This is a genomic window from Paenibacillus polysaccharolyticus, from assembly GCF_023714295.1.
Lineage (GTDB): Bacteria > Bacillota > Bacilli > Paenibacillales > Paenibacillaceae > Paenibacillus > Paenibacillus polysaccharolyticus_A.
This window is the reverse complement of the sequence record NZ_JAMAUN010000001.1, coordinates 717,686-732,783: the sequence shown is the minus strand read 5'-3', so window position 1 is coordinate 732,783 and position 15,098 is coordinate 717,686. Positions and strand designations below refer to the sequence as shown.

11 protein-coding genes are annotated in these 15,098 nt (G+C 45.4%); 4 read left to right on the top strand and 7 right to left on the bottom strand.

Annotation, left to right across the window (positions count from 1 at the left end; genetic code table 11):
- Nucleotides 1–10: 10 nt before the first annotated feature.
- From M3629_RS03375 to rpiA, 5 genes are all read right to left on the bottom strand, one after another.
- Nucleotides 11–1,774 carry an ATP-binding protein gene (locus M3629_RS03375; RefSeq protein ID WP_251502878.1) on the bottom strand — a complete coding sequence of 588 codons (1,764 nt, stop codon included), beginning with the start codon at nucleotides 1,772–1,774 and terminating at the stop codon, nucleotides 11–13.
- A 15-nt stretch (nucleotides 1,775–1,789) separates the two neighbouring features.
- A complete protein-coding gene (locus M3629_RS03370) occupies nucleotides 1,790–2,878 on the bottom strand; it encodes a cobalamin B12-binding domain-containing protein (protein WP_154983924.1) in 1,089 nt (362 codons plus the stop codon).
- Between the two features lie 209 nt (nucleotides 2,879–3,087).
- A complete protein-coding gene (locus M3629_RS03365) occupies nucleotides 3,088–3,549 on the bottom strand; it encodes a MarR family winged helix-turn-helix transcriptional regulator (RefSeq protein WP_123064387.1) in 462 nt (153 codons plus the stop codon).
- A 15-nt stretch (nucleotides 3,550–3,564) separates the two neighbouring features.
- Entirely contained in the window at nucleotides 3,565–4,164 is a 600-nt protein-coding gene (locus tag M3629_RS03360) for a GNAT family N-acetyltransferase (protein WP_090923940.1), read from the bottom strand.
- Between the two features lie 34 nt (nucleotides 4,165–4,198).
- On the bottom strand, nucleotides 4,199–4,870 hold the full coding sequence (gene rpiA / locus M3629_RS03355) for a ribose-5-phosphate isomerase RpiA (RefSeq protein WP_251502877.1): 672 nt from the start codon (nucleotides 4,868–4,870) through the stop codon (nucleotides 4,199–4,201).
- A 508-nt stretch (nucleotides 4,871–5,378) separates the two neighbouring features.
- Here rpiA and M3629_RS03350 point away from each other — a divergent pair.
- A complete protein-coding gene (locus M3629_RS03350) occupies nucleotides 5,379–7,124 on the top strand; it encodes a methyl-accepting chemotaxis protein (RefSeq protein ID WP_251504521.1) in 1,746 nt (581 codons plus the stop codon).
- 43 nt (nucleotides 7,125–7,167) lie between these two features.
- The gene (locus M3629_RS03345) at nucleotides 7,168–10,872 is read left to right on the top strand and encodes an amino acid adenylation domain-containing protein (RefSeq protein WP_251502876.1); all 3,705 of its coding nucleotides are present in this window, start codon (nucleotides 7,168–7,170) and stop codon (nucleotides 10,870–10,872) included.
- A 158-nt stretch (nucleotides 10,873–11,030) separates the two neighbouring features.
- On the opposite strand, the gene M3629_RS03340 is transcribed toward M3629_RS03345, so the two are convergent.
- Together M3629_RS03340 and M3629_RS03335 are read right to left on the bottom strand one after the other, a co-directional pair.
- The gene (locus M3629_RS03340) at nucleotides 11,031–11,651 is read right to left on the bottom strand and encodes a TraX family protein (protein ID WP_251502875.1); all 621 of its coding nucleotides are present in this window, start codon (nucleotides 11,649–11,651) and stop codon (nucleotides 11,031–11,033) included.
- Nucleotides 11,652–11,704: 53 nt separating this feature from the next.
- Complete coding sequence (locus M3629_RS03335; RefSeq protein ID WP_251502874.1) at nucleotides 11,705–12,214, bottom strand: GNAT family N-acetyltransferase; 510 nt, start codon at nucleotides 12,212–12,214, stop codon at nucleotides 11,705–11,707.
- A gap of 252 nt (nucleotides 12,215–12,466) precedes the next feature.
- Between M3629_RS03335 and M3629_RS03330 the strand changes: the two genes are divergently transcribed.
- A complete protein-coding gene (locus M3629_RS03330) occupies nucleotides 12,467–13,912 on the top strand; it encodes a spore germination protein (RefSeq protein ID WP_251502873.1) in 1,446 nt (481 codons plus the stop codon).
- The gene (locus M3629_RS03325) at nucleotides 13,909–15,084 is read left to right on the top strand and encodes a Ger(x)C family spore germination protein (protein WP_251502872.1); all 1,176 of its coding nucleotides are present in this window, start codon (nucleotides 13,909–13,911) and stop codon (nucleotides 15,082–15,084) included. The genes M3629_RS03330 and M3629_RS03325 overlap by 4 nt, the downstream gene beginning before the upstream one ends.
- Nucleotides 15,085–15,098 lie beyond the last annotated feature (14 nt).

Here is a 15,098-nt window from a genome sequence, read left to right as displayed (position 1 = left end):
CTAGCATGCTTCAACTTTTATTAGCCTGCTGCAGCGCTCCGCAAGCGGCCTGGTACGCGGGAAGTAGCTTATCAAGCAGTGGTTCTGCTTGATGGGTTAGTTCCTGTTTTGCGTATTTCTCAATCTGGCTGAACAACGTTGAGAGATAACTAATTCCGAGGCTTAGACTTCCTGATTTCAAGTCATGGGCAGTCTCGGCCGCCGCCTTATGATCGGCTGAAACAACATGTCTGCGCAAATCCTCAATTTTACCTGGCGTTTCCGCCCGGTACATGTCCAGCAACATACTGAGCAACGTTTGGCTACCATCCGTATTTAATTCAGCAATCTCACGGACCACGTCCATATTCAGAATCTGTGCAGCTTTCGATGCAGAGTGCCACTTCCGTATGGTTGTGTCGAGCACCTCTAAGGTAACTGGCTTACCGATAAAGTCATTCATTCCAACCGCATAACACCTGTCCTTCTCACTTTGCATTACATTGCCAGTCATTGCAATAATCGGCGTCGATGGACGCATCTCATTCTGCTCTATTGCACGAATCTGGCGTGTTGCTTCAATCCCGTCCATAACGGGCATCATACTATCCATCAAAATCAGACTGTATGTTTTATCGCGAAACGCATTTACAGCCTCTTCCCCACTGGATACACATTCGAGTTCAGTAAAACCCAGCTTTTTGAGTTGCAATTGAACAAGTTGACGGTTAATAACATTATCATCAGCCAGTAGAATGGGCAAGGTGCGAGCATCTTGCTCAGGCGCATCCTTAGAGCTGTTCTTCGTTGCACTACCAACATCGTTTTTGGCATCATTTGTAATATCCGAAGTTTCATCAGCTACCGTTAACTGGGCACTCTTTTTGCTTTCCACCATGTGTAGCCCAAGTTCAAGCTCAAACCAGAAAGTAGAACCTTCCCCTTCCTTACTCCTGATTCCGATCTCTCCGTTCATTAATTGAACAAGTGACTTGCAGATCGATAAACCAAGACCTGTACCCTCATACTCTTTCGAACGTCCCTGCTCTGTCTGCATATAGGGTTCGAACAAACTTATCTGATCTTCTTCTGAAATACCAATTCCCGTATCATGCACCTCGAAGCGTACAAGCTGAGTGCGTGCCTGCTGCCTTACAAGCTTAACTTCCACCTTAACAGATCCATCGGTAGTGAATTTGTTTGCGTTCTGAATCAGGTTAATCAGTATTTGTGTAATTCGGGTAGAATCTCCTTTAAGCACGGCTGCGACTTCTGAGTCACAATCCATGATCATGCGATTTCTTTTCTTATCGATCTGGGGCTTAAGCAGACGCAAGATGTAATCCATAATCTCTTGGAGCTTTACCTCTCCTTGTTCAAGACGCAATTGACCTGCTTCAAGCTTGGAAAAATCCAGAAGATCCTGAATTAATTTGAGCAAAAGCTTGGCTGCCTCCTGGATAACAATTACTGATTCCTTCTGCTCCTCGGATAAAGGCGATAAGGCTAACAACTCAGTCATCCCCAATATTCCGTTTAACGGTGTCCGAAAGTCGTGGCTGATGACCGCCATAAAGGCACTTTTGGATTCGTCAGATGCTACAGCCTTCTGACGTGCTGACTCAAGACCCGCATTGTTCTTGGAAAGTTGCCTCTGAAGCGTCACAAGCTCATTATTCATATCAGAAAATGCTGAAAGAGTGCGTTCCTCTTGCTCCTTGCTTCGAATCAGTTGGTCGGATAATTGCTCAATCGTTTTACGAAGCCTTTGTATCTCTTCATTGTCATTCGGCATCCCTTCATCCCTTTCCTATTCACTTGCCGTACTTACATTGTCAAGCGACACCGGATGATTAAGCAGACGTTCAGCGATAGCAACAGCCTCTTCTGCTCCAGGTGCATAACCATCAGCACCGACTGTTCGCCATAATTCTTTGTCTATATTAAACGGATAACCGCCAACCATCACTTTGACATGAGCCGTTTCTGCATGGTTACGAATACGCTCAATCAACTCTTTAGCCAGATGAAGATGATAAGTCATCGTCACCGAAATCGCTATTACATCACTCTCATGTCGCTTGATTGCTTCCACAATGCTTCCATTTGGAACATTGGCTCCAAGATAATACGTATCCCAGCCTTCCATTTCGAATACATCTGTAAGCATGCGTAACCCAATCTCGTGCTGTTCACTCCCCACACAGGCTGCAACCAGTTTTTTTCCCTTATTCGGTCCAATCAGCCATCTGGAGTACAAACGAGAAATAAATGATTGTGTTGCCGCTGTGCAAAAGTGTTCCTGACCAACACTAATCTGTCCCCGTTGCCACAACCGGCCGATCTCGTATTGGACAGGCTGAAAAATGTAGCGATACATATCGCGGATCGTTGCCCCATCATTCAGTTCTGACTCTACAATTTCGAAAGCTTCCTTGCGTTTATTATCTAGCAAATGTTGCAAATACGTCTTTGCTTCGAGCCCGTAGGGCATGGATGCATGAATAAAGCTGGCCTGGGTATCCATATGCTTCATTACATCGATCCCCATCTCCAGATATTCCAACAGAAACTCACGGTGAGGTTGTTCGATTTCTTCATTTAACGCCTCTTTAATCAACTGAAGATTCATTTCCAGATCTTCCGCAGATACCTGATAGCCGGCAAGCAGAACTTTTAACCACGATATATAGTGAGTGAACAAACCGGGACTTTTCACAAGCACACTTTCTGCCAGATAGCTCAGACTGTACTGTGAGTCCTGCTTGGTTCTTATTTTTCCAATTGGACCGAAACGTTCCATTAAGTCGGGCTGCAACCGATACTGCATTTCGGTTATTTTCTCAGCCAAGATTTCTGCATCTTGAAGTAAACGTTCTCCGGCCTCCCGATGACTCATCGACGCATTCCTCCTTTGCCCTGCATCCTGTGCCGCATAAATCTTATCATGTATATCATTCCGTTTAGGAAACTCTACTAATCTAGTATACATGAAGAGTTCTATATCATTTCGATGATATAAAACAATCTTCCTATATTATGTAGCTATACGCAAGCCATATAGCCAGTATCCGAGGTATGTTGAAGACACAAAAAAACGGATCCACGTTATATACGCAGGTCCGTTTTGCCTTCTGCAGCAAGCCCTAGTTTCTTCAGTAGGCGTATCGCCTCAACTTTTTCGGATGGTTCAAGCCCCTCCAGAATGTCAATAATGACTTGATGATGCTGTGGAAATATTTGCGTGAATAACTGTTTCCCTTCTTCCGTCAATTCCGCATATATAACCCGGCGATCCTCCTTGGAGGGACGCCGAAAAAGCAAATTCTTGTTTTGTAACTTGTCAACAACATACGTAATATTGCCACTAGACATCAATACTTTTTCACCGATCTTTTGCAAAGCCTGTGGTCCTTTATGATATAACAAGTCAAGTACTCCGAATTCTGTGGAATTGAGTCCATGGCTTTGGATGTCCCGATTGGAACGTGATGTCACTGAATTGTATGCGCGAATAAGAACCACAAACAATTGCAATGACAACTCCCGGTTATCCTCCGTTTTCAGCATTTCTATAATCCTCCATCAGTTATATACATTTCCGTCCGTTTCACCGGATAGCTTCTGCTCCCACTCCTCGCGGAGCATGCCCATCCGAATTGAATCATAATACTCTCCAAGAACGAGCCGGCACTTCCGCATCCGCCCCTCGATTTGCAGTCCGATCTTTGTTGCAGCCTGCATCATTCGCTCATTACCAGACCACGTAGTCAGTCCAACCCTCACGATGGGCAGATTTTCAAATAAATGACCTGACCACATATAAAGTGAACGTGTACCGATCCCCCTCCCCCATCGAGAAGGTTTGTAGATGATAATTCCCATCTCAAGCCACATCGATAACGGATCTTCAATATAATAACTGATCATTCCAACGATTTCTCCGTCTGCCTCAATGATTCGAAGGGATGCTGGCCGCCCTGCTTTTTGATCTGCTTCCAACCGTGCAAGTGTATGCTGCACAAAACGCTCGTATGGCTCATGCTCCAGCGGATAATAAGGTGCATCCCACTTTTTCCATTCGGGATTGTCATCCTTATAAATCAGCTCATATAGTTCAGTAAGGTCATCTTGCTCCACGATTCGAAGAACAAGCTCATCATCTCTAAGGGGAAATTCTCTCATTCTAGATCATGACACCAACTTTCCGTCAAATTCGTTACGGACGGTGAAGTTCGTCGATACTGCCGTCTTCTTTGGCAATGATCACAACGTCCGCCATCTTCACAAATAGTCCATTATCCACGACACCTGGTAACATATTCAGTTGTACGTTAAGTTCGGAAGCATCGGCAATGGCCCCCAGATGGCAGTCTGCAATCAGATTTCCGTTATCCGTGAGGTATTGTTTTTGCCCATCCATCCGCCACTCCGGCTGACATCCCATGTTCTCAAGCGCCTGAAAAGTCCATTCCGATGCAAAGGGTACAACCTCGACCGGTAAAGGGAATTTCCCCAGTTTTTGTACAGCCTTGCTACCGTCAGCAACAATGATCAGCTTATCGCTATTTGCTGCCACTATTTTTTCACGCAATAGAGCTCCGCCACCGCCTTTGATCAGGTTAAAATCCGGATCCACTTCATCCGCCCCATCAATCGTCAGATCTAGTCGTCCAATCTGGTCAAAAGGAATAATCGGAATACCCCATTCTCGTGCTAGCTTGTCTGAAGCCTCTGAGGTAGCTACTGCCTGAATGTTCAGACCTTCCCGAACCCGCTCCCCAATTCGACATATCGCATAATATGCGGTTGAGCCTGTACCCAAACCAACCTTCATTCCATTTTCAACGAACGCTGCCGCATGTTCCGCCGCAATCTGCTTCAGATTCATTATTTAACCCCCGCCTGCTCTTTAATTTGTATAAAACCATATGTAGTTATTATAGATAAAACCTCATCCGATGTATATCCAAGCTTCCTGTACAGTTTAAGACGAACTTCCTGATGATAAATGGTGTAATTTTCCTTGCTATGTTATAGAATACAGAATGAAACTAAAAAATGGCAATTTTTAAAAATAAACAGTACTAATTACCTATAAAAAGAAAGATATGTCCATAAGTACGTAAAATATTAAAAAAGATTTAACAAAACTATTCAATTTAACGACATTATACACGACATAATAGATATAGATGTGTTTTAATAATTAGACACAGTTGTTTCAAAAGGTACATAAGTCTTGCATAGTGGCTAAAAACCAAGACCATTGTCGCACTTTCCCTTTTAGAAGGAGATGACAGAATGAAATAATTTTTGCTCCAAATGCGCATCTTACAGATTCTTAATTTACAGAAGATCAGGAGTGGAGTTTAGTGAAATTATTGAGTTGGAAAAACATGTCGTTTTTCTCGAAAAACCTATTGCTCTCATTTACCAACATTATCATTATTGGCGTGGCACTGATTGCAAGCAGTTATTACTTCCAAAGAACGATTTTGGTCGATCAACTGCATGGACAAGTAGCACAGATTACGAAAAAGTGGGCCCAAGATATTAACGCGGCTGATGTACAAACGGCAATCACAGAGCGTAGCTACGAAGGTACTGCTCAGACGAAACTAAGAGCTTATTTTGACGAAATGCAAAAATATTATCCTAACATTGCACAAGCCTATATCTTCGGTGTGGAACTTGGCGGCGACAACAAACGGTTAACTTCCCTTGTTGCGATGCCAACAAACCTGAGAGAGGCTTTTCAGAGCGACAACGTAAATATTGGCGATATGTACGAACAACCGGTCGTTGTAGCCAATGCTTTGAAAGAGATGCTGAATACCGATCGTCCAACGTTCACCACCTTTTATTCCGATGACTTCGGAACCTGGACAACCATTGCTTATCCGATCAAAGACAGCAACGGCAAAATTTTTGCTTACTTCGCTGTGGATGCGGATGCCAGTGCAGTTCCAAAAGGTCTGAATTCGTTGTTATTAAATGGCATTATTATTCTTGTAGCGTTCTTGCTTCTGTTCCTCATTATTCAATATCTTGTCGTGAAAAACACCCTCTCTCCGATTCGTCATCTGATCAAAGGAATCGATGAAGTAAGCAGAGGTAATTTGGATGTCAACATTCCGACAGGAAAAGACGATCTGGGACTTGTAAACGAAAAATTCAACGTTATGGTACGCCGTATCAACGACACGATCGTTAAAGTGCAAATGACCTCTCAGGAAGTAAACCAGTCTGCGAAGGAACTTTACGAAGTCTCTGAGCGCAACAGTGAAAATGCAGACTCCATTAACAGTAACGTTGTGCACATTAGTACAAACATCCGTTCACAAGAACAGGCTACCCGTGATAGCGCACGCGCAATGTCCGAGATGGCTACCGTAATCCAAACGATTGCAAGTAGTTCCGCAAGTGTCGCGGACGAAGCCTATGAGATGGAGCGTCGTTCACAACAAGGTAATACTGTAGTTCGTCAAGTATCCGAGCAAATGAACCTCATTACGCAATCTGTGAAAAATACGGCTTCCGCAATCGAAGTTCTAGAGAGCCGTTCACAGGAAATCGGCGATATCCTGAACATCATCTCAGGCATATCCAGTCAGACCAACCTGCTTGCCCTTAATGCTTCCATTGAGGCTGCTCGCGTAGGGGAAGAAGGAAGAGGTTTCGCAGTAGTTGCTGGCGAAGTACGTAAGCTCGCTGAACAGTCTGAACAGGCAACCAGTCAGGTTGGCGTATTGATTCAAGAGATCCAGGCTGGTATTAAACAAGCTGTTCAAGCCATGGAACAAGGTACTTCTGAAGTAGATACGGGTCTCTCCGTAGCGGATCAAACCGGTCGATTATTTGATGAGATCTTGGAAGCCGCGAAAAAGGTATCCCATCAGATTCAGGAAGTTTCAAGTGCAACCCAGGAAATCTCAGCGGGCACAGAAGAGATGACCGCAACAGCGGATGACTTGTCTGCAAGTGTAAGCAAGACAGCTGATAGCAGTGAAAAGATCTCTGTATCTGTGGACGAGCAGAAGGCTTCTCTGATTACGCTGGTAGACTCCTCCACTCGACTCAATGATATGTCTGAAGAACTGCAGGAATTGATTTCTCATTTCAATGTAAGCAAGCAACAATAAAAAAATAACTAACACTCGGTTTCAACCAAGGAGGATACCTGAAGTGATTGAAAACCAATCTTTCTCCCACTCCGTGGAATCTGGCTTACCTGTTCTTCAGATTCCGTTGGATTATGGACGTCGCCAGCAAACATTCTCTTATGAGTCTACTCATATTACATTGAAAGCGTCATTGAGTCGTGAACTTAAACAGAAGTTTGGGGAACAGATGGTGTACCCTGCATTCCTTTCAGCTTATGCAGCCTTGTTATTCCGATTGTCTGCTGAAGAGGAGCTTGCGATTGGCGTACTAGCTCCGGATCAGGCAGCTTCTTATCTTTCATTAGAGATTCAAGGCAAGACAACTTTCAGTGAATTATTCGAACAGATTACGAAGCAACTTCAGATTCCTTATACACAACAGACCGGAGGATATCCTGAGACGATGTTTATGTTAAACAGCGTTCAATTGCCTCAGGCACCTCAGGTGATGAATTGGAACGTTCGTTATGATCAGAACGAGATGATTCTCGATCTGTTTTATGACCGTTCGTTGTTACAAGAATCAACGATATTGCGATATGCGGAGTATTTTCAAACATTACTTCTCGCTCTCTTGCGTGATGATCACAAAGCAATCGGTGCAGTAGACATACTGACTGCTTCAGACCGATTGCTCTATCGGGAAATGAATGACACCGCGGTACTTGAGCCAGCGCATCCGACCATCCATGGCTGGTTTGAAGCCGTCGCTGCGGCATACCCGAATTCTCCGGCGATTACCTCACTTTCAGCGAGTTATACGTACCGGGAATTAAATGAACGCGCGAATCAGGTTGCTCGCGTGTTAATATCCAACGGATTAAAGCAAGGTGAATTTGTCAGTATTTTTATGGATCGCAGCCTGGATACGATTATCTCGTTGCTCGGTGTTCTTAAAGCAGGCGGCGCCTACGTGCCGATTGATCCTGAACATCCGCAAGAACGGAACAGTTACATTGTCGAAGATACGGCTTCTCCGTTTGTACTGACAACAGAAGCCTCGTTCGATCAAGCTAAAGCATTGTTTTCCGGCATTTCTACGGTACGTCACATTCTTTCCGTGGACGGACGACTTGCAGGATTTGCTGCCAGCAATCCGAACCTGGATATCAAACCTGATGATCTCGCTTACGTCATCTATACTTCAGGCTCTACTGGCAGACCGAAAGGCGCACTGATCGCTCATCGGGGTGTCACCAATCTGGGCAGTGTTGTACAGCGTGACTGCGACATTCAACCTGGCGATGTATTAACGCAGTTTGCCACATACAGCTTCGATGCATCCGTATGGGATACGATCGGTGCTCTGTTCTATGGAGCCGAGCTTTATCTGTTATCGGCGGAAGAGCGAGTATCTATTGAAGAGTTTGCAAGTGCAATCCAAAGAACAGGGACGACCATTATTACGATATTGCCAACGATTTTCTTTAATCAACTGGCCTCTTATCTGTCAGATGAAGGCTTTCACAAACTGGAAAAAGTGCGTATCATCACCGTAGCTGGGGAAGCTCTCTACGGGGAGCAGGTTCGGGCTTTCCAACGCAAATTTGGCAATCAGATTGACATCGTTAATGTATATGGGCCAACAGAATGCACCGTGGCCACCACGACACACCGGATTAGTGAACAGGTCCCGGGACACGTTGTTAATATTCCGATTGGCAGACCTATTCATAATTACAAAGTATACATTGTCAACGAAGAGCACCAGCTATGCCCTGTAGGCGTACCAGGAGAAGTGTATATCGCAACTCCTGCACTGGCCAAAGGGTATTTGAACCTGCCGGAGCGCACAGAGCAATCCTTTATTGATAATCCGTTTGCGATTGGTGAGAAAATCTACAAGTCCGGTGATATTGCCAAAATGCTGGATACCGGATTACTGGAATATGTGGGACGCAGTGACTCTCAGCTGAAAATTCGGGGTCACCGAATCGAAATCGGTGAAATCGAAGATCATCTGGCCAGACTGGAACAGATCCAGGATGTTGCCGTTATTGCAAAGAAGGAAGCGGACGGCCAAAACATGCTCGTGGGTTACTTTACGTCCAAAGATGGAAGCACCCTTTCCGTAACGGATATCAAAGCAACACTTTCAGAGAAACTACCATCGTACTTCGTACCCAAATGGATTTGCCAGCTGGATGAGATGCCTATTGCACCAACAGGGAAAATCAACCGCAAGGCCATGATGTCCATGCCACATGCTGAACGTCATACCGATCAGCCAGACCGCGTGATGCCTGAGACAGAAACGGAATCTATACTCTTCCATGCTTGGAAGGAGATTTTACAACACGAAGAATTTGGTGTCGAAGACAGTTTCTTCAGTATTGGTGGCGACTCCCTGCGAGTCATCCATGTACTGGTTCTTCTGAAACCACATTATCCGCAGCTGAAAATCGCTGATTTCTTTGCAGAAAAAACAATTCGTGCTCTTGCTCGCCGAGCCATACTTTTAACGGAGCAACGTGAACCAGCGAAACGGACATCCACTGCAAATGGCATCATCACGCAACTTTCCGAACATCCGGTGGAACTGTCTACACAGCTTGGATATCCGAACATTCTTCAGCCTGAGCATGTGCTATTGACGGGTGCAACCGGTTATCTGGGCTCACATGTACTGCAACAGTTAATTGTGACGTCTTCGGCACGGATCTACGCGCTTGTTCGTCGCCCAAGCGATGGCACGACAGCAATGGCACGTTTAAGCAAAGTGATGCAAGGTTATTTCGGCAAACAACTTGCTGACCAGCTTGAAGATCGTGTTGTGATTGTTGAGGGGAATTTGGAGGAAAAGAGCCTGGGTCTTGACGCTGAGCAACAATCGTTGCTTGAGTCAAGGATTGACCGTATCATTCACTGCGCGGCTGATGTTCGTCATTTCGGGGAGGCGACGCAGTTCGCTAAAACCAATGTCGAAGGCACAGTTGCTCTGTTAGACCTGATACGTAACAAAAAAGGGGCTTCGTTCCATCACATATCAACGATGGGCATACCCGAAGATCTGGCCCTCAGTGGACAATGGGAATCGACATTGCAATATGACCGTTTCCCGGAAGATTTACATGTGGACAACGTTTACTCCGACAGTAAGCTCGAAGCGGAGAAAGTACTCATGACCGCCGCAGAAGAAGGCGTGCCAGTCAGTATCTACCGTGCAGGCAACCTGACATGTGATTCTCGTACGGGTCGTTTTCAGACCAATATCGATAGCAACGCGATCTACCGCATGATCAAAGCAATGTTATTGCTGGGCAAAGCGCCTGCCGCGGACTGGCTGATGGACTTTACCCCGATCAATTATGCCAGCGAAGCAATCGTACATCTGGCCTTACGTCAGGATACGGCTGGACGTGTGTTCCACATCTGTAATCCGGAGCCGATCCGGTATGATGCCTTGGTAGAAGCCGTGAAGCGTGCAGGTTACGATGTCGAAACGATGCCGTTTGAAGACTATCAACACTGGCTGTTTGATACAACCATTGCCAAAGAGCCGGAAGCTCTGCAACTTGCGATCGCTCAGTTGGAAGGTGACGGTGCGAAGGATTCAGCATATGCGTATGCATCGCCGGTAACAACGGCTTACGTTGAACCAGCTGGAATCTTCTGCGCCAAGACCGATGAGCGTTTCATTCATACCATGCTGGACTATGCAGTTCAGATCGGTTATTTCCCCGCAGCGATCCGTCCGAATTACGGTACAACAACGGTTGCAGATTAAACGATATGTTGGATAACGATATCTATAGAAATTAATAAAGCAAAAGCCACTTTATCGTGTTACGGCGATAAGTGGCTTTTTTGCATAAAGATGAGTCAAAAATGGCTAGCCCGTCATCATAACGTTCCCCTTTATACGCTATCTTTGCATCACAAAAACTATAGCCAGCGGATTATTGCAATGATCGCAAGATGAGCCGGATAGAAATAACGCCAGATCCACCGGGGTCCTTTCAAACGGAAACCTGACTGGTAGTACTGTGCAATAGCAATCCCCAGCGTTGCCAGTATGCTGTACATCTGCAGAAAACTATGGTGCAGCATCAGGTAAAGGGCATTTAATATAACATGTGCCATAAGCAGCACCGGCCCTTTGAAATAACGGAATAACAGCACGAGAAGCAGGCCATACATACCATAATCCATATGTGACCATTCCATTACCCATCCCGCCCCGATCGCAATCGGGATACTAATCAGCTTCGAAGGAAGCTTATCTAGGGCCAGCAGAACAAGCAGTGCCGACCACAGGGTCCAAACCACATTCAGTGAAAAATGATTAAACGCAGCCATAAACGGAACTTGGGAAATTACTGCAATCCAGAATAACCGCCATATGTATTTCTGAACATTACGTGTATGCTTGTAGCCGATAAATACGGCAAAGGCATAGATTGGAAAAGCAATACGACCGATGATTCTCAGTTCAACCACATGTGGAAAAAACACAGCTCCGATATGATCTATCAACATCGTAATCATCGCAATCCACTGCATCATATCTGGTTATCCCTCCTCATCCCGACAATACCAGATGATCTATAGCATTTTAATCAGGATTCATGTTCACGCTCGACGTTACATTCATAATACATGAAGCTCTGATCCTGTGTATATCCTTCGGATTCATATAATGCTTGTGCCTGCCGATTGCTGATCGCCGTAGAAAGTACAATACGAAGAATCTGCTGTTTCTTCGCTTGCTTCATCACGGCCTGCATCAGCTTTCGGGCTATCCCCTGCTGCCGATATGTTGAGTCCACGAACAGGTCGTTGAGAATCCAGATCGGTCCCATCGAGACGGAACTATAACTGGGATAAATCTGTACCAAACCCATGACTGTGTCTGCGACTGAACCTTCTTCTCTCCCTTCGTTACACTCAGCAACAAAAATCATTGATTCTTGCTTACTCATTCGTTCTTTAATGAAAAAGGTCGCTGCCTCTAGATCCGAATGTTGACCATAAAATATGCGGTACTCATTAAAAAGCCTCGATACTTCCGAAATATCATTTAAAGTCGCTTGTCTAATTTTAATTGTCATTCTCTTTGTATTTTCCACGTACTTTTTTCCCCTCTTTCACTTCATTCATTTGCTTACGATACACATCCATCGAATCAAATCTTCCTTAAGTTCATTGTAAAAGAAATCATACCTTTCCCCCATTCATCAACAGGAGTAAAGTTTGCATTTATGTCCCCTTTCCCGAAACATGCCAGGCATAAAGTATATTTCTACCCAATTGTTGCAAACTATAGTGATCGTTGTTCACTGACAGATGCTGTTTCATCTTGCAGTCAGGAGGAAAGCTCTATGAAAGAAAACATGCTCTTGCAAGTACAGTCCAGACTTATCGGTGTATCCGATATGATGTACCAGCCACTTCAGATTGGGCCCGTTTCCTGTAACGTGCTCTACATTCAATCCATTATTGATAACCAGGTCCTACGGGAAGCGATTGTCAAACCATTGCTTGAAGCGGCTGTACGAACCGAGGTCGACTCCGACTTAATCGGCCAGATCGTAAGCGGGACTTTTTTTTCAATTGAAAATAGGCTCGCGGATACTGCGGAACTTGTTGTGAATGACCTTGTTTCCGGGAATGTTGCACTGTGGCTGGAAGGCATGTCAAGCATGCTTGTTTTTTCTATACCTAGTTATCAAAAACGTTCTGTTCCCGAATCCACCAATGAAGTCGTTGTCGTTGGCCCGCAAGAAGCTTTTATCGAAGATATCCAAGTCAACATGTCGCTGTTACGTCACAAGATCAAACACCCTGATCTCAAGATGATTCAATTCAGCATCGGAAAATATACAAAAACTGAAGTATATGTAATCTACATTCAAGGACTGTGCAAACCTGATATTTTGGAAAATGTATTGACGAGTCTAGGTGAAATCAACATGGATAGTAGTCTGGGCGTGAGTTACCTCTCTGAATTCCTTGAAGATCATCCGCTCTCTCCTTTTCCACAATATCAATATACGGAACGGCCCGACTCGGTTGCGGCCGCTTTGGTTGAAGGACGGATCGCTGTAATGCAAGATGGTACTCCCTTCTCCCTGCTTATTCCGGTTACGTTCTTCTCTCTGATGCAATCATCCGAGGACTATTATCAGCGGTTTCATTCCGCTACGTTTATTCGGCTGATTCGTTTATTGTTTGCCATCGTCGCTTTCTTGCTACCCTCAGCCTATGTGGCGGTCACGACTTTTCATCCGGAGATCATCCCCACCAACTTGTTAATTACCATTGCATCGGCTAGAGAGAATATCCCGTTCCCGGCGCTGGTTGAAGCACTTCTGATGGAAATTACGTTTGAAGGGCTGCGGGAGGCCGGAATACGTATTCCAAAGCCACTGGGGCAAACGGTGTCCATTATTGGCGGAATCGTGGTGGGACAGGCCGCTGTTCAGGCGGGCATTGTCTCTGCACCTCTAGTCATTATCGTTTCGATTACGGGCATCGCCTCGTTTATCATTCCGCATTTCGAGCTCGGGCTAGCTTTCAGGTTACTGCGTTTTCCAGTGTTGCTTATGGGCGGTACCCTTGGTTTGTTCGGGGTGGTCATCTCTGTCTACCTGATCTACTGGTACATGGTGAGTCTTCGCTCGTTCGGCGTTCCCTATATGCAGCCCTTTGCTCCTTTCGTCTTGCGAGATCTCAAAGATACATTTATTCGCGTCCCTTGGTTCGGCATGAAAAAAAGAACCCAGGCGTACACACCGGATAATGAACCACGGCAGGATACGACATGAGAAATATCAGAGCTACGAAAGATACGAATATCCAGCAGTGGTCACTAAAACTTGGACTAATCTGCATGTTTTGCATCGTCTGCACCGGGTGCTGGTCCAAAGTAGAAATTAATGAACGCACCTTTATAACCACTCTGTTTGTTGATACCACAGACAATCCAGGGGAGATCGAGGTCACGCTAAGCATGCCCCTCCCCAATCGTCTGTCTCCCGAAGGAAGCGGAACAGGTAAAGCTCCTTATGCATCGGTTTCCGCGACTGCACCTACCATTGCCGATGCCATCGAGAAAATTCAGACGGATTTAACGCGGAAAATTTCATGGGGACATACTCGTGTAATTGTCTTTGGACAAGATTATGCGCGCGGGGGGATTGACGATACGATGGCCTGGATTTCACGACAACCGCTCTTCCACCTAAGCAGTTACGCCATGGTTGCCCAAGGTAAAGCGAAAGACATCTCCGATTTGACACCTGTTTTTGAGGAAACCCCCAGCGATGTGTTACGTGAGTTTTCCACCGAGGAAAATTTGTTAAAGACACAGATGCTGAACATCCTAGCCGCTGACAAAATGAATCAAGGATTCGCCGCATCCATGTTGGAATCCCAGAAGAAACCTATGGCGAGCGAGGAAGGCGAAAGTAGAAAATGGGTCAGCCAGATTGGCGGGGCTGTTTTCAGACAGATGCATATGGTTGATACGCTGACAGAGCAAGAAGCTCGCGGGGTGGCCTGGGCTTCAGAGAAACTGGATACATTGACACTATCCGTGCGTACACGCAAACAAAAGGCCAGTATGTCACTGTTTGATATGAAGTCCAAGATACAAGCTGAGCTCCGGAATGGCGAGCCTTTTTTCACCATTCATCTTACAGGGAAGGCTGAATTGATCTCCGTGATTCCCGTATTAAAAGTAAAGGATGTCCTCAGTGTTAAGGATATCGAACAAGCCGTCGATGAACAGATTACTGCATACCTAACTTCTGCGTTGCATAAGGCGAAGCGTCATGGGGCGGATATCCTTTCGCTCGGATATCGGCTTGAATGGAGACATCCTGCAACTTGGAAAAAACTTCGTCCTGTCTGGAACCAGTATGTTAAGAATGAACTGCAGTTTGATGTGCATACCGCTGTCGACATCCAGTTTGTCGGCTCAGAGTCCAGTTTCTAGAATCTAAAATGTAC